The sequence below is a fragment of the Cellulomonas xiejunii genome, assembly GCF_024508315.1.
In the GTDB taxonomy this organism is placed as follows: domain Bacteria; phylum Actinomycetota; class Actinomycetes; order Actinomycetales; family Cellulomonadaceae; genus Cellulomonas; species Cellulomonas xiejunii.
On sequence record NZ_CP101987.1, the window covers coordinates 2590674 to 2614262 of the forward strand.

The window sequence follows — 23589 nt, forward strand, 5'->3', positions numbered from 1 at the left end:
GAGGGGTCAGCCGCGCGCCAGCCGCGCGTCCTGTCGGACCGCGAGCGCGGCCCTGACGTCCACGACGGGCACCGGGGCCAGGGTCGCGACCAGCGGGCCGTCGTCCTGCTGGACCGTCAGCGCCACGGCCCACGCGAGGGGCACACCGTCTCCCGGCTCTAGCTCCACGGCCACCGCGCCCTCGCCGAGCTCGGCCACGTCCCAGGCCCCCGTCGTCCCGGCGTCGACGCGCACGCGGTGCTCGGACAGCACCTCGCCGTCGCCACCGAGCACCCGCAGCGTCGCGGCGCCCTCATCGGTGTCGTCGGCGGACCGCCCGACGGCGCCGATCACGACGTGCGCCTGCACGCCACGCGGGATGGCGACGGTGCCGTGACCACCCGGCGTCGTGCTGGGCGACCACGCGCGCTCGACACGCGGCTCGTCGTCCAGCGCACCGGGCGCGCCGGTCCTCGACACGACCGCACCCGCGACGACCGGGGCGTCGGCGTCCACGACGACGGTGTAGACCCCGGCCGGCAGCCCACCGAGGGGCACGTCGGTCACCTCGCCCGCCACCAGCGGCACGCGCTGCGCGCCGGGCAGGTCCACCGGGCCGTCGGCTCCCAGGAGCGTCACCCGTGCCGTCGTGGCCGCGTCGCCGGGGGCGAGCAGCCGGAGCGCGGGCGCGTCGGCGGAGCCGACCTCGGACTCCGGCGCCACGAGGCCGGTGACCACCTGACGGGTCGAGGGCGCGACGCCGGGGACGACCAGGTCGGTGCCGGCGGGGGTGAACCCGCGCACCGCGGTGTCCTGCACGTGCGCGGCCACCAGACCACCCGCGACGGTCACGTGGACGACCACGGCCGCCTGGTCTGCGGCAGCACCCCCGAGGTCCACCACCTTGGTGGCACCGGGCGCGACGACGTGCTGCCGGGTGGTGGGCTCCACCGGGCCGTTGGGGCCGAAGAGCTCGAGCTCGACCTGCGCGGCCGTGAGGCCCGGGTTGGTGAGCACGAGCGTCGCGGTCGCGCCGACCGCGGTCGAGCCGCCGACGAACCACTCGTCGTTGCCCGGCGCCCGGCATGACGCCGCCGCCAGCCCCCGGGCGTCACCGTCGGTCACGACCGAGGCACCTGTCGCCGCGACGACCGGCGAGAGCTCCAGCGGCTGCGCGCGGACCACCAGGGGCGCGGCGACGTCGCCGAGGTGCACCGCACCACCTCCGGCCTCCAGGTCGAGCACGGCTGCCTCACCGTCCAGCGGCAGGACCGCGAGCCCGCCCGCGCCGGACCCGGCGGCCGTCACGGCACCGAGGGTGACGTCCGGCGCCACCGGTGACGGGTCGAACGCGGCGTCGCCGCGCTCGGCCCGCTGCGGCAGCACGACAGGGCCGGGGCACTGCAGCGTCACGGGCGTCGGCGCGACCTCGACCTCGTCGGCGAGCACGGGTACGGCGGACGCGACGCCGAGGTGGGCAGCGCCGGCGAGCGCACCGCCCGCCAGACCCACGACGAGCAGACCCGACGCGACGCGCAGTGCACGCCCCCCGCGTCGCTCGGGCGGCTGCGCGGCCGCGCCGGTCGCGGCCGTCGACGGAACGGTCATGTACGCACTCCTCGTCGGCGCCGCAGCGGCACGGCGAGCAGGACGGTCACGAGCGTGGTCAGCCCGAGGACGCCGATCCAGGCGGCACGGTGGGGCGCGACGTACCGCACCTCGAGCGTGCCCCCCTCGGCGCCGAGGTCGAACGCCTGCCGCCAGCCTGCATCGACGGTGGCGAGCCTGCGCCCGTCGAGCCAGGCGTGCCAGCCCGCGTCCGCCCGCTCGGCGAGGACCAGGACGCGCGTGCCGTCACCCGCCGGGACCACGGTGTCGACCGTGCGGCCGTCCGCCGGGACCACGACGGCCGCTGCGTCGGCGTCCCTCACGTCGGCGGCATCGGCCACGAGCCGGGCCCACGACGCGACGACCTCACCCTGCGCGCCACGGACGCGCCACAGCGTGCTGGAGCCCTCGTGCGTCACCCGCTCCAGCCCGGCGGTCGCGTCGAGCACGCCGACGAGGCGCGCGCGTGCGGCGCGCGCCGCGGCCGAGTCGTCCGCAGCGGCCGGCACCAGGACGTCACCGACCCCGAGCGCACCCAGGGCGGGTGCGACGTCGCCTGCGGCGCCCTGGACCAGACGGGCCGCGAGGCCACTGACCTCGGCAGCCGCCGGGTCGACGTCCGCGGCGCGCGGTGCGTCGAGCGGTCCGGTCACCGCGCTCGTCGCGACGACCGCGGCGTGGTCGACGTGCTGGTCACCGTCGGCTCGCAGCACCGACCAGTCGACCGACCCGTCGTCCCGCACGCCGAGCGCGAGGACACGCGAGGACGTCGCGGACAGCGCACCCTGCTGGCCGACGACCGGCACGACGGGGGCCGGCGAGGCGCGCAGGTCGACGGCGTCGCCCCACCGGGCGGTCCAGGCCCATCCGAGCACCGCGGAGGAGACGGACGCGACCGCGAGGACCGTGACGAGGGCGACGGCGGGCTGCCGCCAGCCGAAGGACCGCTCGACGAGCGCTCCCGCGAGGCGGTCGCTGCCGAGCAGCGCCGCCCCCAGCAGGCCGAGCGTCGTCAAGGAGACCGCGGCCCCCGTCCAGGCGGGTGCGATGAGGTCCGCCGAGGTGGTCGCGGGGAGCGCCGCGACGAGCGCTCCGGTGCCGATGCCCACGGCCGCGACCGTCCAGCACACCCGCACACCCCGGGCGATCGTGCGGTCGCGGAGCAGCGCGGCTGCCGCGAGGACCAGCAGGACGGCACCGGAGAGGTACGGCCACGCCGACGCGAGCACGTCCGGCAACCAGCCGGGGACCAGCGTCGTGGGGTCGGCCGGCACCCCGAGGGCCCGCGCGAGCGCCGACGCCGGCGCCGTCCCGGACGCAGGACCGGGGTCCGAGAGCAGCAGCCGCACACCGTCCGCGCCGCGGCTGCCGACCTCGATGAGGAACGGCGCCATCAGCACGAGCGTGGGGACGAGCACCCCGATGACCCGCACGCGCGAGCGCGGGACGGCGAGCGCCACGACGACGAGCAGCACGGCCGCGGGCAGCAGCAGCACGGGCGCGGCGGCGACTGCGACAGCGAGAGCGAGAGCGGCACCAGCCGCCGCTGCGACGGACCCTGTCGGGTCGGCGGCGCCCACGAGCGTCGGCACGTCGTCGGTCGCCTCCGCGGGCGCCCGCGTCGCGCGGGGCTCAGCCAGCAGGACCGCGCCCGACGCCGGCGCCCGGGGCGTCGGGACGGCGGGCACACCGCGGACCGGCGTCACCACGTCCGCCTCGGCGCCCGAGCGCACCGCAGGGTCCTGGGGTGCGGGTGCGGCCGCGTGCAGCCTGTGCCTCGCGCGAGCGGCGGCCCGGGCGGAACGCGCGTCGGCTGCCGCATCGGAGTCCCCCTCGCCGTCGTCGTCGCGACGCGCCGTGGACACCCCCGAGAGCACCTGGTCGACGCGCTGGACTCCGACGGCTCGGGCCAGCCCCAGGGCGACCCACGGCAGCGCTGCGTGCACCACGACGCCGCCCACACGTCCGTCACCGACCGCCAGCAGCAGCGCGGGCGCGGTGGCCCACGCCAGCGCGGCCCAGGCGCGGACCATCACGGAGCGCGTCGCAGCCCCCGCCGCGACCCACGCGCCCACGCCGGCGAGCATCACACCACCGAGCACGACCACCCCGACGGCCGCGCGCAGCTCACCACCGAGCAGCGCGGACAGCGCCGCGAGGACCGTCAGCAGGGGGTCCGCCGGACCGGGTGCGCCGAAGCCCCCGGCGATCCAGCCCGAGGTGGCAGCCGCCCACACGTCGCTCAGGTCGGTCGTCGTGCGCGCGAGGGCCTCACCCACGAGGGGTGCACCGGCGGCGACCGGGCCGACGAGGCGGCCCACCGCGGTCGCCGAGAGGAGGGCCAGCAGGCCGACGACGACCGCGAGCGTGGTGCGGCGCCGGGTCGCGGCCGCGGCGAGCTCGCGCAGCTCGAGCTCGCTGGGCGCCCGACCGGCGCGGCGCGTCTCCAGTCGTGCGAGCCGACGGTCGCGCGTCTGACGCCACACGTCGCGCCACGTCGCCTGCAGCGGGCGAAGTGTCCGGCGCGGCACGACGCTCGTCGCCCGTGCCCGCCGCCGCGCCCGGACGACCTCCCCGGCTCGCAGCAGCGCCAGGAGCGCCACCCGCAGCTCGGCCACGGCCAGCTGCGGGTGCTTCGCGGCGACCTGCCCGAGGCTGCGCACCACGGCCGCCGCCAGCGTGAGCAGGACCACGACCGGCACCAGCGGCAGCGGTGCACCCACGAGCCGCTGGTGCAGGAGCGACCGGCGGCGTGCCGCGAACGAGCGGGTCGGGTCGGCCGTGTCCGGCTCACCGTCCCCGTCGAGGTCGACCTCCGTGCCGAGCAGGTCCTGGCCCCGGGACGGTCCCCCGCGTGCCGGCCGCAGACCGTGGTACGCGGCCTGCGCGTGGCGCACGACCGCGTCCGGCACGACGACGACGCGGTGCCCCGCGAGCCGTGCCCGGCGCGACAGGTCGAGCCCGTCGCCGTACGGCCCGAGCGCCGGGTCCGTGCCGCCCAGCGCGTCCCACACGTCACGACGCACGAGCGCACCGGCGAGCCCGACACCGAGCACGTCCGTACGTCCGTCGTGCTGGCCCTGGTCGAGCTCACCGGGTTCGACGTCCGTCATCCGCCGCCCGGAGCGTGTCGTGCGGACACCGACCTCCAGCAGGCGCTCCGGGTCGGTCCAGGTGCGCTGCTTGCACCCGGCGACGACCACCGAGGGCGCGTTCGACACCGTCCGCACCAGGCGCGCCAGCGCGTCCGGTGCCGGCGCGCTGTCGTCGTGGAGCAGCCACAGCCAGGTCGTCGGGCGCTCGCCACCCGCCTGCGCGAGCATCTCCAGCCCCGCGCGCACCGCCTCACCGAACGTCCGGGCGCGCGGTGCGTGCACGGCTGACAACCGCGGCCCCGTCACCGCACCTGCGAACGCCTCGTCGAGCAGGGCGCCCACGTGCTCGTCCCGCGGGGCGACGTCGACGACGAGGACCCGCATCGGACGGCGCGTCTGGAGCGCGAGCGCGCGCAGCGTCACCATGAGGTAGCGCGTGGCGCCGCGGGTCACCACGACCGCGGTCACCGGCGTCGTCACCGGTACCGCGGCGGTCGTGATGTGGTCCACGGGGGACAGCGTGTCAGTCATGCTCGCGCCATCATGCCGCCGTGAGGGCGCGACGAGCCGCAGGCCGCCCGGGCGTGGCGCGCCCCAGGCAGCACCGTCAGACCACGCGCCGCTTCAGCTTGCGACGCTCACGCTCGGACAGCCCGCCCCAGATGCCGAAGCGCTCGTCGTTGGCGAGCGCGTACTCGAGGCACTCGGAGCGCACGTCGCACTGCGTGCAGACCTTCTTCGCCTCACGCGTCGAGCCGCCCTTCTCGGGGAAGAACGCCTCGGGGTCCGTCTGCGCGCACAGGGCGCGCTCCTGCCATCCCATGACACCGTCGTCGTCCGGCGTGCCGAAGATCGGCAGCACGTTCGACGGCTCGACGGGTGCGGTGGTGGCGACGTCGTTCGGGAAGCTCTCGTCGTCGAGCAGGTGCCACATACGTGCCTCCGCAGATGTCGTGCTCGGTGGTGCTCGTGCTCGCCGGGTGCCGCCAGGTGCGCCGTGGTCCGGCTGATCGCTGTCGACCCGATCGGTGCGGCATCCGAGCCGCGACGGTGGAGCGCGTCGATGAATCAGTTGTCTCGAATTACACGCGTGTCGTTCGCGCTCGTCAACCGGAGACGTGCTATCTGCCCGAGTTGTCCGGGTGAAACTTCTGTGACGTCGGCGTGGCGTGCCCGCGAGTCTAGCCTTGGGCCCCATGGCGACCCCGACCCCCCGCCCGCCCGCCGACGTCGAGGCCCTCCTGGCGCTCCTGCAGCGCGACCCCGGCAGGCCGCGGATCACCTGGTACGGCAGCGGTGGCGAACGCGTCGAGCTGTCCGGCGCGGTCCTCGCCAACTGGGTGAGCAAGACGACCAACCTCCTCGTCGACGAGGTCGACGCCGCCCCCCTCGTCCGCGTGCGGCTCGACCTTCCCGCGCACTGGCGCACGCTCGTGTGGGCGCTCGCGGTGTGGCGGTGCGGTGCGTGCGTCGTCGTCGACGCGCAGGACGCGGACGTCGTCGTGACCGACCGCCCCGCGCAGGCTCCGGCCGGGTCGCTCGTCGTCGCCGTCGCGCTGCCCGCGCTCGCCCGCGGGTTCGGGCCCGACCTGCCGGGTGACGCCGTCGACGGTGCTGCGGTCCTGTCGCAGCCCGACGTCGTCGTGTGGGCACCCGCGCTCGTGCCGGACGCCCCCGCCCTGGTCGCCGACGGGACGACCGTCGCCCACGACCGGTTGCTGACCACGGGGCCCGCGGAGCCGGACGGACGACGCGTGGCCATCGCCGGGGACGACCTGAGCACCGTCGTGCGCACCGCGCTGACGACGTGGGCGTCCGACGGCTCCGTCGTCCTGGTGGAGCCGGGCGTCGCCGCGGAGCTGCGGTCCGACCCCGCGCGGCGTGCGCGCGTGCTGGGCCCCGAGAACGTCACCGACGACAGGGTCTGAGCGCCCGTCACCCCGCGCACCGCGCCGGGACCAGGGGCGCAGCGGATGCGGCAGACTGATGTGCCATGCGCGGAATCATCTTGGCCGGCGGCTCGGGCACCCGGCTGCACCCCATCACGCTCGGCGTCTCCAAGCAGCTCGTCCCGGTGTACGACAAGCCGATGATCTACTACCCGCTGTCGACGTTGATCCTCGCGGGGATCCGCGACGTCCTGGTGATCACGACGCCCCACGACGCCGAGCAGTTCCACCGGCTGCTCGGTGACGGCTCGCAGTTCGGCATCTCCATCAGCTACACGGTCCAGGAGCAGCCGAACGGGCTGGCCCAGGCGTTCGTGCTCGGCGCGGACTTCATCGGCAACGACAGCGCGGCCCTCGTGCTGGGCGACAACATCTTCTACGGGCCGGGCCTCGGCTCCCAGCTCCAGCGGTTCGGCGACATCGACGGCGGCGCGGTGTTCGCCTACCGGGTGGCCGATCCCACGGCCTACGGCGTCGTGGAGTTCGACGACGAGGGTCGGGCGCTGTCGCTCGAGGAGAAGCCGGCCCGGCCGAAGAGCAACTACGCGGTGCCCGGCCTGTACTTCTACGACAACGACGTCCTGGCGATCGCCAAGGACCTCGCGCCGTCCGCGCGCGGCGAGTACGAGATCACCGACGTCAACCGCGTGTACCTCGAGCAGGGGCGCCTGCAGGTCGGCGTCCTGCCCCGCGGCACCGCGTGGCTCGACACGGGGACGTTCGACTCCCTGCTCGAGGCGTCCGACTACGTCCGCACGATCGAGCACCGCCAGGGCCTGAAGATCGGCGCCCCCGAGGAGGTCGCGTGGCGGCGAGGATTCCTCTCGGACGACGGTCTGCGCAACCGTGCCCAGAAGCTCGTCAAGTCCGGATACGGTTCGTACCTGCTCGGGCTGCTGGACGGAGAGCGCCCCTGACCTGCCGGCGGCGCGTGACGTCCCGGCGAACGGACGGAACGTGCTCGACCTGTCGGCCGCCAGGCCCGGAACAGCCCCCCGCGGGACCCTTCGTGTACTCGCCCCCGCCCCGCCGCGACGCACCGTCGTCGACCGCAGCGTCGCCCTGGGCGCCGGAGCGCTCGCCGCGACGGGCGTCGTCGCGCTGCGCGGTGCCGGGCTCCTGGAGGGGTGGGCGGCGCTCGCCGTCACGGTCGTGGTGGTGCTCGCCCTGCCGACGTCCCGACTCGGTGCCCGACGCCTCCTGCTGGCCGCAGGCCTGACCGCCGGGCTCGTGCCGGCGCTGTGGTGGGTCGACCTGCCGCTGGGCACCGTCGGACGCGCGGGCGCCCTGCTCGCCTGCGTGACGGGGGCGGTCGTCACGATCGCGACCTGGCAGGGACCGACCCGCGTCGCCGCCCGCACCCGCGACCTGCTGCTGCCGCAGTGGCGGTCCGTCGACCTGCTGATCGCGGCCACCGCAGGGTTGGCCGTCGTCACGACGCGCGGACTGCTCGCGGTGCGCACGGGGCCTGAGGCGCTGGCTCGTCTGCTGCCCGCGTGGGACTCGTCCGCACACGCCGACATGGTGCTCATGCTGCGCAGGCACGGCGCCGTGATGCCGGCCCTCGGTGCCGCTCCCTCCGGGGAGACCTGGAAGTTCGCGGACTACCCCCAGGGGTACCACGCCGTCGTGGCGACGCTCGTGGAGCTGATGGCCCCCGCCATCCGCCCGACGGGTGAGGAGCTCGTGCTGTTCGTGCACGCCCACGCGGTCGCGCTGGGCGCCGCCGCCGTCATCCTCGTCGCGGGTCTGTGCGCGCTGCCGACCGCCACCCGGCGCCCCGTGGCGCTCACCCTGTCCGCCGCCGGCGTCGCCGGCGTGTTCCTCCTGGGCCCGGGCGCCTACGCGGCGGCCGCGGGGTTCCCCAACCTCGTGCTCGCCGCCGCCGCCGCGGGTGCGGCGGTCCTCCTGGCGTTCACAGTGCCCCGCGTGACCCTCCCGTTGCCGATGGCGGCGGCGTGCGGGCTGCTCGTCGGCGTCGCCCAGAGCTGGGCGCTGCTGTGCGTCGTGGCAGTACCCGCCGTCGCACTCGTCGTCATGGGCCGCGGTCGCAGCGCGTGGCGCGGGACCCCGGCCCGATGGGCGGCGGTCGCCATGGTCGCCGTCGCGACCTGTGCGGGCGCCCTGCAGACGGCCGCGACGTTGCGCTCGCTCGACGCGACCGAGGTCCTCGTCATCCCCGGCGGGATCGCGATCCCCCACGCGGGGCTCGCGCTGGCGATCATCGCGGGGGCAGTGGCGCTGTGCCTCGCGCCCGGCGGGAACCGGCGGCTGCCGGCCGTGGCGGGTGTCGTCATGGTCGGTGTGGTGAGCGCGGCCGCCGTGGGTGCGCTCCAGCTCCTGACCGCGGGTGAGCTGTCGTACTACTTCTGGAAGCTCGTGCTCGGGCTGGCGATGATGTCCTCGGTCGCGCTGGCTGCGGCTGCGGTGCTGCGCGGTCCTGCTGCTGCGCCGGTCGTCCGACCGCGCCGTGACCGCCTGCGCACAGCAGGGGCCGTCGCGATCGGGTGCGTCGCGCTCCTCCAGGTCCACGGCGTCCTGGGACGCGCCACCGGCGCCTACCCCGCCGACCCGGCACTGGTCGCCACCGCGGCCGACCTCATCGCTGCGAGCGACGCCGCCGCGACCGCAGCCGCACCCGCCGTGTTCCTGCAGGCCTCGCCCACCCTGCACCCCGTGAACGCGCAGCAGTGGTTCCTCGCGCTGACGGGCACCTGGACCACCGGGACCGAGGCGGACGCCTCGGTCCTGATGGGTACGTCGACGCCTGACGAGGTCGCGCGCACGGTGACCGAGCGCGGCTGGCTCGTCGTCGTCGCACCCCAGGACGTGCCGGCCGTCGTGGCCGACCTCGTGGACGACGCAGCCGTCGTGTCCTGGTAGCAGCCCTGGCGTCAGCCCGCGTCCAGGACTCCTGCCAGGACCTCGTCCGCGGCGACCTGCCACCGCTCGCGCCAGTCACCGATGGGGGCGACCCCGATCCGCTCGAGGGCGTCGTGCCCGAGGACGGAGTAAGCAGGACGCGGCGCCGCCTGCGCGTACTCGGCACTCGAGACGGGCGTCACCGCGTCACGGTCGAGACCCGCCGCCGCGACGGCCTCCTGCGCGAACCCGTGCCACGACGTCGATCCCGACGCCGTGCCGTGGTAGGTGCCGGAGGGCGCTCCTGCGGCGACCAGACGGAGCACGAGGTCCGCGACGTCCTTCGCCCAGGTGGGCTGGCCCACCTGGTCGGACACCACCGTCAGCGCCCCGCGGTTCGCCATCGCCCGCACGATCGTGCGGGGGAAGCAGCCCCCCGACGCGCCGTAGAGCCAGGCCGTGCGCACGACGAGGTGGTCGGGGGCCTCCGCCCGCACCGCCCACTCCCCCGCGAGCTTGGTGCGCCCGTACGCCGAGCGCGGTGCGGCCAGGTCGGTCTCGCTGTAGGGCGCGGACGCGTCCCCGGGGAAGACGTAGTCCGTCGAGATCTGGACGATCCGCGCGCCGACCGCAGCGGCGCACCGCGCGAGCACCTGCGGCCCCGTCGCGTTCACCCCGAAGGCCTCGGACTCGCGCTCCTCCGCGAGGTCGACCGCAGTCCAGGCCGCGCAGTTCACGACGACGTCGGCGCCCTCGAGGGCACGGGCGACCGCGACGGGGTCGAGGATGTCGACCGTCGCGCGGTCGTGAGCGACCACGTCGTGCCCTGCCGCGCGAGCCGTCGCGACGACGTCCGTGCCGAGCATCCCGGCACTGCCCATGACCACCCAGCGCACGCGTTCTCCTCTGTCCCACATCGACGGCGGCTCACCTTACCCGTCGACCACCGCCGCTAGGGTGGGTACGGCCCAGACGACCATCGAGAGGGATCCGACGTGCACTACCGCGAGCTGAGCGTTCCCGGGGCGTGGGAGATCACGCCCCTGCAGCACGGCGACCCCCGAGGCGTCTTCCTCGAGTGCTTCAAGTCGGGCCCGTTCGTCGAGGCCGTGGGGCACCCGTTCGACCTGCAGCAGGCGAACTGCTCCGTCTCGGCGGCCGGGGTCCTGCGCGGGCTGCACTTCGCCGACGTGCCTCCCGGTCAGGCGAAGTACGTCACGTGCACGAAGGGCGCCGTGCTGGACGTCGTGGTGGACATCCGCGTCGGGTCACCGACCTTCGGGCAGTGGGACTCGGTCCTCCTCGACGACACCGACCGCCGCGCGATCTACCTCGGCGAAGGGCTCGGCCACGCGTTCATGTCGCTCGAGGACGACTCGACCGTGCTGTACCTGTGCTCGAGGGGGTACGCGCCGGGGCGCGAGCACGGCATCCACCCGCTCGACCCGGAGATCGGCATCGCGTGGCCGACGACGGCACGCGACGGCACTCCGCTGACACCGCAGCTGTCCGAGAAGGACGCCGCCGCGCCCTCGCTCGCCGAGGCACAGGCGGCCGGCCTGCTGCCCGACGTCGAGAGCGTCGACGCCTACCTGCGGAGCCTGCGCGCCTGACGGAGCAGGGCAGGGCGTCCCCGGGAGCGGTCCGCTCCGGAGGGCCTCAGAGCAGCCGACGCACGGCGCGCCAGTACGCGGCGAGCGCGCCCTGCAGGATCCCGGCACCGGCGGGCAGCGGCAGCACGGCAGGGTCGAACCGGGTGACCCACAGCGGCGCCAGGTCACGGTCCGTCACCGTCCGCGTCGACTGCACCCAGCGGCGGCGGGCGCGCACCCACCGGGTGTGCCGCAGGATCCAGGTCCAGCCGCGCAGCTTCTGCCGGCCCCACCCCTGGAGCGTGGCGACCAGGAGCATCGCGACCTCGAAGGCCAGGAGCGGCAGCGCGAGCAGCGCGAGCGTGCGTCCCGCGTAGGTCGTCAGCACGAACAGCAGCCGGTTACGTTCCAGCAGGTACATCTTGGCGGGATGCCGCCCGAAGGCGTAGTGGTGCACGACGACAGCACCCGGCACGTACCGGACCCGCAGGCCGGACTGCCACGTCCGCCAGCTCAGCTCGAGGTCCTCCTGGTAGGCGAAGAACTCCTCCGGGAAACCACGGAGTCGTTCCCACACCTCACGACGCAGGACGAGGCCTGCGCCGCTGCCCGAGGCGACGTCGCGCGGCTCCGCGTGCAGCGTCGCGGGGTCCCCGAGCCCGCCCGCCCAGCTGAGCCCCAGGACGTGCACGGGGTTGCCTGCGGAGTTCATGGTCGACGGGTCGTCCGCGAGGCGGATGTCACCGGACGCGATGCCGACCTCCGGCTCGGCGGCCACCGCGACGAGGCGGGCGAGTGCGTCGGGTGCGACGATCGCGTCGCTGTTGACCAGCGCGACGTACGGCGCGGCGCCCTCGGCGAGCCCGCGGTTCACCCCGCCGGTGAAGCCCAGGTTGCGGCCCGGACGCAGCAGCGTCGCACCCGTGCGGGCGCAGAGCTCGTCGAGGTCGTCCCGCGTGGTCCCGTTGTCGACCAGGACGATCCGCGGACGCACGCCCGCCGACGCCGCGACGGCGGTGAGCGCCGCGTCCAGGTACGGCTCGTCGCCGTAGGCGAGCACCACGACGTCGAGCTCCGGCCCTGCGCTGTCAGTCATGACCGACCTCCGCGGTCGTGGCGCCACGCAGCGCGACGAGCAGCGCGCCGGTGAGACCCAGCAACGCCACGGCGGACCCGACGACGAGAGCGACGGCACCCACCGTCACGGCGGGCCCGGGCACGAGTGCCGCCAGGACGAGCGCAGCCAGACCGACGACCCAGCCCAGGCCCACGGCGCGCTCGCCCGAGAGCGCGAGCAGCGCCTGGGCGGCCACCTGGGCGAGCATGAACAGCCCGCCGGACAGCGCGATGAGCGTGATCACGTCACGGCCGATCTCGAACCGCTCGCCGAACATCAGCGGCAGGAGCGTGTCGCCCCACGCCCAGACTGCGACCGTCCCCACGCCCGCGAGCGCCCCGGTCACCGCCGTGACCACGACGAGGCGGCGACGAAACCCGCGCATGTCCCCTCGGCCCCGCAGGACGGCGAGGCCCGGAAGCAGAACGGCCTGGACCGCGGCGAACACGAACAGCGGGACCCGCGCGATGACGAGGGCCGCGGTGAACTGGCCCGTGTCGGCGGCCTCCTCCGGCAGGGCGCGCAGCTGCACGATGACGGGCCCGATGTTCGCGAGGACCTGGGACGCGAGCGAGGCGACCACCAGCATCGCGAACGCGCGCCGCACGGCGCCGCGCTCGACGGGTCTGCCGGGCAGGACCAGGCCCCTGGAGCGTGTCGTGGTGACGACCGCGACGAGCGGCGCCACGACGAGGACCGCAGCGTACGCACCCACCTCCTCGACACCCAGTCCCGCGAGGACCGCCGCCCCGACGACACGCAGGACGCCGTCGACGGCCATCTGGGCGCCGTAGGCCGGGTACCGCCCGTTCCCGGCGAGCAGCCCGCGGACCGCGTACGCCACGGCCATCGCGGCGAGCGACGCGACGAGCAGCGGCACGAGGACCGCGTAGCCGTGCAGCAGCCGCGCGGTCAGCGCGGGCCACGCCACGAGCGCCAGGACGCTCACGGTCGCGAGGAGCGCACCCCCCGCGCCGAGCACCACCCGCACGGCGGCGGCGTTGCCCTGCCCACGCGCCCGCAGCGACGCCGTCGTGCGGCCCAGCTCCTGCTCGAGCGGGAGGAACAGCCCGATGCCGACGGCGTTGACGAGCGTCCAGACGATCCCCAGCGGCGCGAAGAGCTCGGGCCCGAGAGCGAGGCCGGCCAGGTTGATGAACGCGTAGCTGCCGAGGCCGTACAGCCCCAGTCCGGCGGCGACGGCGAGGAACCCCCACCGTTCACCGAGCCCGCGAGGCGCGGTTTCGGCGGCAGCCGTCACCGGGCGTCGCCGTCGACGTCCGGAATCGGGGAGACCTCCCGGACACCCGCGTCCTCGACGGCGCGCTCGAGACGCTCCAGCCGCAGCCGCAGCAGCGCCGTCTGCTCCGCCAGCGCCTGGTTCTCGTGCTCGAGCTCGCTGACCTCCGCGCTGATCTGGACGCAGACCACGAGCAGCACCAGGAGGCCGAGGAAGAAGATGAGGTTCACCGGGGTGGTGATGCCGACCAAGGTCGCCAGCCACTCGGTGATGCCGGGGAAGACGGCCGCGACCAGGACGACGAGCGCCGTGACGATCCAGAACCCCGCGTACTTCTCGCGCAGCCGGCGACGCCGCAGCAGCTCGAACATGAACGCCAGCGTGACCAGAGCCCCGAGCAGGGCGAACAGGTGGCCGTTCATACGACTGCCGCCTCCGACGGGACGAGCCGCTCGCGACGGCGGCCGAGCGAGATGACGAGAGCCAGACAGGCACGGGCGAGGTACACGGCGGCCTTCAGCGGGCTCTGGGACGGCCGGCCGGCCGACCGCTCGCGCATCGACACGCCGATCTGCTCGATGCGCAGGCCGTTGCGGGCGGCGATCACGAGCGACTCCACGGTGTCACCCAGGTACTCGGCCGGGTAGTGCAGGGCGAAGAGCTCGACGGCACGCGGGCCGGCACCGCGGAAGCCGGAGGTGGTGTCCGTGAGCCGGGTCGACGCGACGCGGCTCAGGACACCGGCGAGCACCCGCATGGCCCATCGTCGCGGCCCGCGCGCCTCGTACTCCCCCGTGCCGGCGAACCTCGCCCCGATGACGATGTCGGCGTCCGCGAGCCGCTCGACGATCCGCGGGACGTCGCGGGGGTCGTGCTGCCCGTCCGCGTCGACCTGGACGACCATCGGGTACCCCTGCTCGAGGGCGTACCGGAAGCCCGCACGCATGGCGCCACCGACGCCGAGGTTGAAGGGGAGCTCGAGGACGTCGACGCCGTGGGACCGGGCCACCGCCGCGGTGCCGTCGTGGGACCCGTCGTCGACGACGAGGACGGCCACGTCAGGCAGGTGCTCGCGGATCTCGGCGAGGACCCCCGGAAGGGACTCCCGCTCGTTCCACGCGGGCAGGACCACCAGCACGCGGGCATCAGGGGGTACGGACACGGCCGACACCTTACCGCGCAGTCGGTGGGCCCCCGGCGGGTCGTGCTCCTCGCGGCGGAGACGGGAACGGCCGCCGCCCTACACTGGCCGACGGTCGTCGGCGTCCGACGACCGCACCCCGCCCCGGGAGGACACCGCCCGATGTCTCGCAGTCACGCCGCAGACGACGCCGACGGCGGCGCACCCCGACCCGCGCGCGCACGGCTGCGGTGGCCCGTCGTCGGTGCCCTGGTCGTCGCCCTGGGCTGGTGCTGGTCGGTCGCGACCCCGCTGATGTCGTCCCCGGACGAGCCGAGCCACGTCGTGCGCGCCGCCGGGGTCGTCCGGGGGCAGATCTCCCTTCCGGACGCCGATGCGCTCGTGAGCACGGCCGAACCGGGGGTCGCCGGCATCGTCCGGCTGCCGTCCGACTACGCGGCGTCGATCGCTCTCCCCAACTGCTTCGCGTTCCAGCAGGACGTGCCTGCGTCGTGCCAGCCCGACCTGCCGCCGCCGGGAGACCCGGTCGACACGCGCACGTACGCCGGCCAGTACCCGCCGTTGTACTACGCCCTGGTCGGATGGCCGTCGCTGCTCCTGCCTGCCGAGTCGGGGATCCTGGCGATGCGCCTCCTCAGCGCGCTGCTCAGTGGTCTGCTGGTGACGTGGGGGCTCTACCGGCTCAGCCGGATCGAGGGGAACCGCGCCGGCGTGTGGGGTGCGGCCGTCGCGCTGACGCCGATGTGCTTCTTCCTCGGTGCGACCGTGAACCCGGCCGGGTTCGAGATCAGCGCGGCGTTCGCCTTCTGGGCCGCGTGCCTGGCCCTGGTCCTGAGCCGCGGACCGGTGGGCAACGGTGCGCTCCTGCAAGCGGTGGTCGCGGGTGCGCTGCTCGTGAACACGCGCTCGACGGGTCCCGTCTGGGCGCTCGCCGTCGTGGTGGTGGTGCTGATCGCCGCGCCGCCGGGCCGCTGGCGCGCCGTCGTCGCCCATCCCCGCTTCCGTTGGTACGTCGCCGCCACGGTCGCTGCCAGCGCGGCGGCGATCGCGTGGCTGCTGACGCACCCGTCGGTCGTCACCACCAAGGACCTGTACCCGCAGTTCGCGGACCCGCGCGTCGTCGTGCTCGCCGTGGTGGGCAAGGGCTCGGAGTACCTCCTCAACATGATCGGTGACTACGGGTGGCTCGACGCGCCGTCGCCCCCCGTGACGTTCATCGCCTGGTACGCCATGGTCGGGGCAGTGCTGCTGCTGGCGTTCTCGGCGGCCCGCCCGGCACGTCGGCGGGGCGCGCTCCTGGTCCTCGTGCTGGGCGTCGCGTTGGCCCCGGCCGCGCTGCAGGTGCCCACCGCCGTCGACGTCGGCATGGTGTGGCAGGGTCGCTACGCGCTGCCGCTGGCGGTGGGTGTGCCGCTGCTGGCCGCCCTGGTCGTCGGCGTCGAACGCACGCCGGAGGGTCAGCTGCTGCGTCGTGTCGCCCGTGGCGCGGTGCCCGTCGTGCTCGTCGGTCACGTGGCCGCGTTCTACTGGGCCTCCCGACGGTACGCCGAGGGGCTCAACGGCCAGGTCGTCACGCTGCAGCCGGACTGGGCGTCGCCGATCGGCTACCTCACGGGGACCGCCCTGTACGCCGCGCTCGCGACCGCGCTCGCCTGGTTCGCGTGGTACTCCTACCGTCCGGCGGGTGGGACCGTGGCGACGGTGGACGACGGCCCCGTCGGGGCGCACCGCGATGACGCCCCGGACGCCGGAGCCGAGGAGGTCGCCGTCGGCCGGACGGCGGCCGACGGCGCCGCCCGGCGGCCACCCGTCCCGGACTGACGACCAGGGGTCCGTCCGGTCAGCGCGCCGTTTCCAGAGCCGCCTCGTACGCGGCGAGGTGGGCGCGCGCCGCACCGTCCCAGTCGAAGTGGGCCGCGCGCTCGACGGCCGCCGACGCGAGACGCCCTCGGCGTGCCTCGTCGTCGAGCAGGGACCGGAGCTCGCGGGCGATCGACGCCTCGTCCGTGCCGCAGTAGGCCACCGCGTCTCCTCCGACCTCCGGGAGCGACAGCTCGCGCGTCGTCAGGACCACCGCGCCGCAGGCCATGGCCTCGAGCACGGGCAGCCCGAAGCCCTCCCCCAGGCTCGGGTAGGCCAGCACGGTGGCACCGGACAGGAAGCCGGGAAGGTCCTCCAGCGGCAGGTAGCCCGGGAGCTCCACCTGCAGGTGGGGGTGCGCCGCCCTGACGGCAGCCACCGTGGGCGCGACCTGCTCGTCCCAGCCCGCCCCACCGGCGAGCACGAGCGCGGGCGCCTCGGGGAGGTCACCCACGGCACGTGCCCACGCCCGGACGAGCGCCGGGACGTTCTTGCGCGGCTCCAGGGTCCCGAGGAAGCCGATGTACGACCGCCCCTCGAGGCCCAGGGACCGGGCCACCCGCGCCCGGTCCTGCACGTCGACGCGGTGGAAGAGGCTCGTGTCCACCCCGTGGTAGGCCACGTGGAACCGCGCCGGGTCCCCGCCGACGTGACGCTGCACCTCGCGCGCGGTCGCCTGCGACGGCATGACGAGCGCCGCGGCGCGAGCGACCGCGCGCCGCGTCGCGGCCCGGAAGAAGCGGGCCTTCACCGCTGAGTGCAGCTCGGGGTGGGAGAAGAACGTCGCGTCGTGCAGGGTGACCACGACGGGCAGCCCCGGCCGCAACGGCATCGTGTAGTGCGGGCTGTGCAGGAGATCCGCACGGACACGGCGCGCGATCCGGGGAAGCGCCACCTGCTCCCACGCCAGGCGTGCCGGTCGCCGCGCGATCCGGGACGACGCGACCACGACCTCGGCCGACGGCACCAGTGCTGCGAGCAGCGCGGCGTCGCGCGGCTGGCACACGACCACGAGGTCGACGCCCTGACGGGCGAGCGCCGGGAGCAGCGCGTCGACGTAGCGTCCGACGCCGCCCCTGTCCGCCGGGACGGCTGTCGCGTCAAGGAGGATGCGCATCGGGCCACCCTAGGGGCTCACGCGGACGCGTGGCTCCGGTGCCGCGACGGCGGCGCGCCGGCCACGCCGCACGCGGCACGTCGCACCGGTCAGCCCGCAGCGCGCGCCGCGGCCGCCTCCCGGTAGACACCGACGTGGGCGGCAGCCGACGCCTCCCACGTGTGCTCGGCAGCGAGCCGCCGCAGCGCAGGACCGGCGTCCGAGGCGACAGCACGTGCGAGCCCGGCCGCGAGGTCCTCGAGGTCCGTCGGCTCGACGAGCTCCGCGAGGTCACCGGTGAGCTCGGCCATCGAGCTGCCCGCCGAGGTGACGACCGGGACACCGTGCGCCATGGCCTCGAGCACCGGCAGCCCGAACCCCTCCCACAGCGACGGGAACACGAACGCGCTCGCGCCCGCGTAGGCGGTCTGCAGATCGGCAGCCGAGAGCCGGCCCAGGAGCCTCACGCTGCCCGGCCGGACCGCGTCCACGGCGCGGGCGACGTGCTCCTGCTCGGCCCCCCATCCCCGGGGCCCGACGAGGACGAGATCGTGCTCCAGCCCTTGTGCCTGCGCCGCGGCGAACGCCGCGACGACACCACGCACGTTCTTGCGAGGTTCGAGGGTGCCGCACCACAGCACGTAGGGCCGCTCCACGCCGGTCCGGCGCCGCCACCCGGCGACGTCCTGCGGTGACACGTCGGCGGGGTGGACACCGTGGCGGACGACCCGGATCCGGTCCGCCTCGATGCCGTGGGTGATGCAGTCGTCGCGTGTCGCGTCCGACGGCACGACGACGAGCGCGGCCTCGTCCCGCACGATCTCCAGCGCACGTCGGAACCAGGCGTTGCCACGGGCCGTGAAGTGGCGTGGATCCCGCAGGAACGCGAGGTCGTGGACCGTGACGACGAGCGGGCACCGCGTCCCGGGCACCGCCCACGTCGTGGCATGCACGACGTCCGCCGGCGCCGCGGACTCGGCCAGCGGCCGCCGCCACCGGCTCCACGCCTCGTACAGCACGACGCGCGGCAGCGCCGACGTCACGGTCCGCCCCGCCGGCGCCGGGTCCGGCACCGCGTCCCTGCGATGGCGCGCGGCCAGCCCGGTCACCTGGACGTCGTCTCGCGCGACGAGCGCGCGCGTCAGCTCGGCCACGTACGATCCGGAGCCTCCGGGGACCGGCTGCCAGCACTGCTCGACGGTCAACGACACCTGGAGCGGATCCACGGCGCCAGACTACGTGCCGGCACCCCGAAGGCGAGGACCCAGCGAGCGCGGCTAGAGTCAGCACCCGTTGCGGCCGCGACGACGCGGCTCGCGAGATCGAACACCACGTGGTGCGGCCCGTCGGGCCGCGGAATCGGAGCCCGCACACCATGAGCAACCCTGCCCGGCGTGCCCTCGCGACACTCATGCCAGGCCTCGCCGCCGGCCGCCGACGTCTGCTGCAGATGACCGACGACGTCACGCACCTGCGCCAGGACGTGGCCCGGGTCGACCGCGACCTCGCAGCGGCGAACGCGGCGCTCGTCCACGCGCAGGCCACGCTGGACGCGATCCACGAGACGACCCGCCAGCACGACGACCGGCTCGACGTGCTCCGCAGGCTGGTGTCGAAGGTCGAGCACTACCAGCCCCTCTACGGCGTCGCGGGGATCGTCGAGGAGCCGGCGCGCGAGTCCCAGGAGAGGGCGCGGCTCATCGCCGAGGCCCTCGAGCCGGTGCGTGGACGTCGCGTCCTCGACATCGGCTCGTCGCTCGGCTACATGTCGTTCGCGCTCGCGGACCGGGGCGCCCACGTCGTCGGCTGGGAGTACAACGCCGACAACGCGGAGGTGGCTCGCCAGGTCGCCGCGATCAACGGGCTACCCGTCACGTTCCTCGTCAAGGAGCTGACGGTGGAGTCCGTCCGGACGATCCCCCACGGACAGGTCGACGCCGTCCTCGTCCTCGCCGTGCTCCACCACGTCATCCACTACCAGGGCCTCGAGGCGGCGCAGGAGATCGTCAGGGAGCTGCTCGACCGGGTCCCGGTCCTGGTCGTCGAGCTGGCCACCAAGGGTGAGGACCCGGACCTGTTCTGGGACGCCTCGCAGCCCGAGGACCCGCTGGAGGTCCTGGCGCTCGTGAAGGACGACGTCGACGTCGTCCCGATCGCCGAGGTCGGCACCCACCTGTCGACCCGAACCCGCCCGCTCCTGAGGATCTCCCGCCGACAGAGCGTCACGGTGGGGGGTCGGTCCTTCACCTTCGACTCGACCTCCTACGAGGCGTACGCCGGCTCGCCCATCGCCAACGGACCGTGGCGGCGACGCTACTTCCACGGCCGTGACCACATCGTCAAGGAGTACCTGTTCTCGCAGGACGCGCCCGACAACTGGTCGCAGATCATCGGCGAGCTCTACACGTACTCGACGCTCGGCTACCACAGCCCGATCCACCACATGATCGAGCTGGTGGCATCGGACATCGACCACCGCGGCGCCCGCCTCGCACTCGCCCGCGTCCCGGGCACCCTGCTGTCGGAGGTCGGGCGCCCGGACGACCAGGTGCTGGTGACCGTCGTGCGCGACGTCCTGCGCACGCTCGCCGACCTGCGCGACCACGGCTTCCGCCACAACGACGTGCGTTCCTGGAACATCATCGTCAACGACCGGGGAGCGTGGCTCATCGACTACGGCCGGGCCGCGCACACCCCGCTCGAGGACGACGTCGTCGCCCTCGCGTGGGCCGTCTCGTCCGTCGCGCGTGGCACACCCGAGCCCACCACGGACCTCAAGCGCGACCTGCCCGACCTGTCGGGCCTCACCGGGACGCCGCTCGAGCCGTGGGCCGACGCACTCGCGCAGGGCGAGCGCGACCCCGGGACGCTCCTCACCACCCTGCCGACGGCCCCCGAGGCAAGTTGAGGCAGGGCTAGACTGTCCGCGCCCTCTCGCCGGGCAGATCCCCCACCGCCAGGAGCACCACTCGCATGACCAGCATCAGCGAGGAACGAGAAGCCCGTCTCGCAGCACTGCCCCTCACGGAGTCCGGGCCTCGGCCGGGCTTCGCAGCAGGCACCGTCCAGCAGATCCGTGACATCTGGGCCCACCGTGAGCTGCTCGACATGCTCGTGCGTCGCGAGCTGAAGGCGCGCTACAAGGACAGCACGCTCGGCTTCGTGTGGAGCCTCATGCGGCCGTTGGCGCTGCTGCTCATCTACTGGCTCGCCCTCGGGAAGTTCCTCGGCGCCGCCCGGTCCATCCCCGACTTCGCCGTCTTCATCTACACCGGTCTGACGGCGTGGGGACTGTTCTCGGAGATCGTGACTGCGGGGACCGGCTCGATCGTCGCGAACAACGGCCTCATCAAGAAGGTCTACCTCCCGCGCGAGATCTTCCCGTTGAGCAGCGTCGGGTCCGCGATCTTCAACTTCGGCATCCAGCTCGGCATCCTGCTGGTGGCGACGGCCGCGCTGAGCGAGATCCCGACCGGCGCCAGGTGGGGGTACCTGCCACTGGCCCTCGCCGTCATCCTCGTCATCGGCACGGCGTGGGGAATCTTCCTGTCCGCGGTGAACGTCTACCTGCGCGACGTCCAGTACCTGGTCGAGATCGTCATCATGATCGCCTTCTGGACGTCACCGATCGTCTACTCGTGGGCGCTCGTCTCGGGCGAGCTCAGCCCGGCGCTGCAGCAGGTGTACCTCGCCAACCCCATCACCCTGGCCATCATCGGGTTCCAGCAGACGTTCTGGGTCGGCGGCGACGGCCAGCCCGTCCCCCCCCATCTCACCGAGGGCCTGCTCGTGTGGTTCGCGATCGGGCTCGTCATGCTGTGGCTGGCGCAGCGCGTCTTCGTGCGCCTGCAGGGCAACTTTGCGCAGGAGCTGTGATGACGACGACCGTGATCGAGGTCCGTGACGTCTCCAAGCGGTTCGTCATCCGCAAGGAGAAGTCACTCAAGGAACGCGTGGTCAACTTCGGCCGGTCCAACCTCCACAAGGAGGACTTCTGGGCACTGCGCGACATCTCCCTCGACATCTCGTCAGGGACCACCGTCGGTCTCATCGGACCGAACGGCTCTGGCAAGAGCACGTTGCTCAAGATGATCGGCGGCATCCTGCAACCGACCAGCGGGCGCGTCCGCACCCGGGGGCGGATGGCCGCTCTCCTGGAGCTGGGCGCCGGCTTCCACCCCGACCTCACCGGCCGGGAGAACGTCTACCTCAACGCCTCGATCCTCGGCGTGAGCTCCCGCGAGACGACCCGCCTGTTCGACGAGATCGTCGAGTTCTCCGGCATCGCGCCGTTCATCGACACCCAGGTGAAGTTCTACTCGTCGGGCATGTACGTGCGGCTGGCCTTCGCGGTGGCCGTCCACGTCAATCCCGACGTGCTGCTCGTCGACGAGGTGCTGGCCGTCGGTGACGAGCCGTTCCAGCGCAAGTGCATGGACAGGATCGCCCAGTTCCAGGCCGAGGGCCGCACCATCGTCCTGGTGTCGCACTCGCTGTCCCAGGTCGGTGAGCTCTGCGACCGCGCCATCGTGCTGCGTGACGGCGCGATCGTCGCCGACGACCTGCCCCGGGTGGCGTTGCGCGTCCTGCGTGAGGACTACGAGGCCGCCCGTGTCTCGGAGGAGTCGACCCAGACCGTCGAGGAGCAGCCCGTCGCCGTCGTCGAGAAGGTCGCGGTCGTCGACGAGAACGACCGCCCTGTGCAGGAGATCCCCTCCGGCGGCGCGCTGCGTATCGCGGTGACCTACCGGTCGGACGAGCCGATCGACGACTGGCGGGCGGGCATCCGGATCGAGACCGCCCTGGCACAGGTGCTCTACGGGACCAACACGGTCTTCGCCGGCGTCGAGCTGCCTCCGCTCGACGGCGAACGCACCGTCGTCTTCACCGTCCACGACGTCAACCTCGCGTCCGGTCAGTACTACGTCGCCGGCGCGATCGGCCGGCGCGACGGCACGCCGATCCACCAGGTGCAGCAGGGGGCGATGTTCTCCGTGACCTCGACCTCGCAGTCGTTCGGCGTCATGGACCTGGCGCCCACGATCACGGCAGTCTGACGGTGAGCCCGGGTCCGGGCGCCCTCGCCCGTGTCGTCGTCGTGTCGTGGAACGGTGCACACCTGCTGCCCACCGCGCTCGACTCCCTCGAGCGCCAGACGGTACGGGACCGCCTGGACGTCGTCGTGGTGGACAACGGGTCGACCGACGGCACGGCCGAGCTGCTGGCGACGCGCTACCCCGACGTCCGGCGCCTGGCGTCCGCGAGCAACCTCGGGTTCGCCGGCGGGGCCGCTCTCGGGATGGCGGACGCGCGCTGTCACGTGGTCCTGCTGAACAACGACGCAGCCTTCGCCCCCGACGCGGTCGAGCACCTCCTCCGCGCCCTGGAGGCGCCTGGGGTCGGGGCGACGACGGCGAGGGTCCTGCTCGCCGGCACCGACCCCGTGCTCGTCAACTCGACCGGCAACGTCGTCACACGCACCGGGAACGGCGCAGACCGCGACTGGAGGGCGCCCCTCGGGTCGGAGTCGACCGACCCTGACGTGTTCGGCTTCTACGGCGGTGCCGCGGCATTACGGCGGGAGATGCTGGACGAGGTGGGGGGCTTCGACCCCTGGCTCTTCCTCTACTACGAGGACACCGACCTGTCGTGGCGGATGCGAGCGGCCGGCTGGACGGTGCGCTACGTCCCCGAGGCGGTCGCGCACCACGAGCACGCGGCGAGCTCGGGCACCGACACCCCCGTGTTCCGGTACCACAACACGCGCAACTCCCTCGTGGTCGCGACCCGCCACGCCCCCCTGCGCGTCGCCGCGATCTCAGCCGCCCGCCAGAGCGCCGGATGGTTGCGTGCCGCGCGTCGCGGCGGCTGGGCGTCGCCGGACGCCGTGGCGCGACGACGCGGTCTGACCGCCCATCTGCGACGACTCCCGCGCACGCTCGGGGAGCGCCGCCGCATGTGGCACGCAGCCCGCGTGGGCCGGCGCGTGGTCGCCCGGTACATCGGCCGGGACGCGCCGACGTCCTGATCGCCGCAGTCTGTTCGCCGCG

General features: G+C 74.2%; 19 protein-coding genes. 9 read left to right on the plus strand and 10 right to left on the minus strand.

The genetic code is table 11. The features are described from left to right. Positions 1-6: 6 nt before the first annotated feature. The 3 genes from NP048_RS11830 to NP048_RS11840 form a co-directional block, all read right to left on the minus strand. Positions 7-1587: a DUF5719 family protein gene (locus NP048_RS11830; protein WP_227575796.1), complete on the minus strand. Its 1581-nt coding sequence runs from the start codon at positions 1585-1587 to the stop codon at positions 7-9. Continuing rightward, positions 1584-5213 carry a glycosyltransferase gene (locus NP048_RS11835; RefSeq protein ID WP_227575797.1) on the minus strand — a complete coding sequence of 1210 codons (3630 nt, stop codon included), beginning with the start codon at positions 5211-5213 and terminating at the stop codon, positions 1584-1586. Before NP048_RS11835 ends, NP048_RS11830 begins: the two co-directional genes overlap by 4 nt. 76 nt (positions 5214-5289) lie before the next feature. Next, on the minus strand, positions 5290-5616 hold the full coding sequence (locus NP048_RS11840) for a WhiB family transcriptional regulator (RefSeq protein ID WP_284439701.1): 327 nt from the start codon (positions 5614-5616) through the stop codon (positions 5290-5292). A gap of 262 nt (positions 5617-5878) precedes the next feature. Between NP048_RS11840 and NP048_RS11845 the strand changes: the two genes are divergently transcribed. The 3 genes from NP048_RS11845 to NP048_RS11855 all read left to right on the plus strand — a co-directional run bounded on the left by NP048_RS11845 (position 5879) and on the right by NP048_RS11855 (position 9514). Further along, positions 5879-6610 (plus strand): TIGR03089 family protein, encoded by a 732-nt coding sequence (locus tag NP048_RS11845; protein WP_227575798.1) that lies wholly within the window; start codon positions 5879-5881, stop codon positions 6608-6610. 65 nt (positions 6611-6675) lie between these two features. Next, a complete protein-coding gene (gene rfbA, locus NP048_RS11850) occupies positions 6676-7548 on the plus strand; it encodes a glucose-1-phosphate thymidylyltransferase RfbA (protein ID WP_227575799.1) in 873 nt (290 codons plus the stop codon). A gap of 40 nt (positions 7549-7588) precedes the next feature. Continuing rightward, complete coding sequence (locus NP048_RS11855) at positions 7589-9514, plus strand: hypothetical protein (RefSeq protein ID WP_227575800.1); 1926 nt, start codon at positions 7589-7591, stop codon at positions 9512-9514. A gap of 11 nt (positions 9515-9525) precedes the next feature. Here NP048_RS11855 and rfbD read toward each other — a convergent pair whose 3' ends face one another. Next, entirely contained in the window at positions 9526-10389 is an 864-nt protein-coding gene (gene rfbD, locus NP048_RS11860) for a dTDP-4-dehydrorhamnose reductase (protein WP_227575801.1), read from the minus strand. Between the two features lie 99 nt (positions 10390-10488). Between rfbD and NP048_RS11865 the strand changes: the two genes are divergently transcribed. After that, positions 10489-11106, plus strand: a complete 618-nt coding sequence (locus NP048_RS11865) for a dTDP-4-dehydrorhamnose 3,5-epimerase family protein (protein ID WP_227575802.1) — start codon at positions 10489-10491, stop codon at positions 11104-11106. A 46-nt stretch (positions 11107-11152) separates the two neighbouring features. Here the strand turns inward: NP048_RS11865 and NP048_RS11870 are convergent, their stop codons facing one another. The 4 genes from NP048_RS11870 to NP048_RS11885 are packed head-to-tail and all read right to left on the minus strand — an operon-like array spanning position 11153 to position 14613. Further along, positions 11153-12181, minus strand: a complete 1029-nt coding sequence (locus NP048_RS11870; protein WP_227575803.1) for a glycosyltransferase family 2 protein — start codon at positions 12179-12181, stop codon at positions 11153-11155. Then, positions 12174-13463 carry an MATE family efflux transporter gene (locus NP048_RS11875; protein ID WP_227575804.1) on the minus strand — a complete coding sequence of 430 codons (1290 nt, stop codon included), beginning with the start codon at positions 13461-13463 and terminating at the stop codon, positions 12174-12176. The genes NP048_RS11870 and NP048_RS11875 overlap by 8 nt, the downstream gene beginning before the upstream one ends. After that, positions 13460-13864 (minus strand): DUF2304 domain-containing protein, encoded by a 405-nt coding sequence (locus tag NP048_RS11880; RefSeq protein WP_227575805.1) that lies wholly within the window; start codon positions 13862-13864, stop codon positions 13460-13462. Before NP048_RS11880 ends, NP048_RS11875 begins: the two co-directional genes overlap by 4 nt. Next, positions 13861-14613, minus strand: a complete 753-nt coding sequence (locus NP048_RS11885; RefSeq protein ID WP_227575806.1) for a glycosyltransferase family 2 protein — start codon at positions 14611-14613, stop codon at positions 13861-13863. Before NP048_RS11885 ends, NP048_RS11880 begins: the two co-directional genes overlap by 4 nt. A gap of 132 nt (positions 14614-14745) precedes the next feature. Here NP048_RS11885 and NP048_RS11890 point away from each other — a divergent pair, with 132 nt between their 5' ends. After that, entirely contained in the window at positions 14746-16404 is a 1659-nt protein-coding gene (locus NP048_RS11890; RefSeq protein WP_227575807.1) for a DUF2142 domain-containing protein, read from the plus strand. 19 nt (positions 16405-16423) lie between these two features. Here the strand turns inward: NP048_RS11890 and NP048_RS11895 are convergent, their stop codons facing one another. Both NP048_RS11895 and NP048_RS11900 read right to left on the minus strand, forming a co-directional pair. Beyond that, a complete protein-coding gene (locus tag NP048_RS11895) occupies positions 16424-17560 on the minus strand; it encodes a glycosyltransferase family 4 protein (RefSeq protein ID WP_227575808.1) in 1137 nt (378 codons plus the stop codon). 89 nt (positions 17561-17649) lie between these two features. Beyond that, positions 17650-18765: a glycosyltransferase family 4 protein gene (locus tag NP048_RS11900; RefSeq protein ID WP_227575809.1), complete on the minus strand. Its 1116-nt coding sequence runs from the start codon at positions 18763-18765 to the stop codon at positions 17650-17652. A gap of 149 nt (positions 18766-18914) precedes the next feature. Here NP048_RS11900 and NP048_RS11905 point away from each other — a divergent pair, with 149 nt between their 5' ends. The 4 genes from NP048_RS11905 (at position 18915) to NP048_RS11920 (ending at position 23567) form a co-directional block, all read left to right on the plus strand. Next, entirely contained in the window at positions 18915-20447 is a 1533-nt protein-coding gene (locus tag NP048_RS11905) for a methyltransferase domain-containing protein (protein ID WP_227575810.1), read from the plus strand. Between the two features lie 65 nt (positions 20448-20512). After that, complete coding sequence (locus tag NP048_RS11910) at positions 20513-21415, plus strand: ABC transporter permease (RefSeq protein WP_227575811.1); 903 nt, start codon at positions 20513-20515, stop codon at positions 21413-21415. Continuing rightward, positions 21415-22596, plus strand: coding sequence for an ABC transporter ATP-binding protein (locus NP048_RS11915; RefSeq protein ID WP_227575812.1), 1182 nt, complete (start codon positions 21415-21417; stop codon positions 22594-22596). Before NP048_RS11910 ends, NP048_RS11915 begins: the two co-directional genes overlap by 1 nt. 2 nt (positions 22597-22598) lie before the next feature. Continuing rightward, positions 22599-23567, plus strand: coding sequence for a glycosyltransferase family 2 protein (locus NP048_RS11920; protein ID WP_227575813.1), 969 nt, complete (start codon positions 22599-22601; stop codon positions 23565-23567). Positions 23568-23589 lie beyond the last annotated feature (22 nt).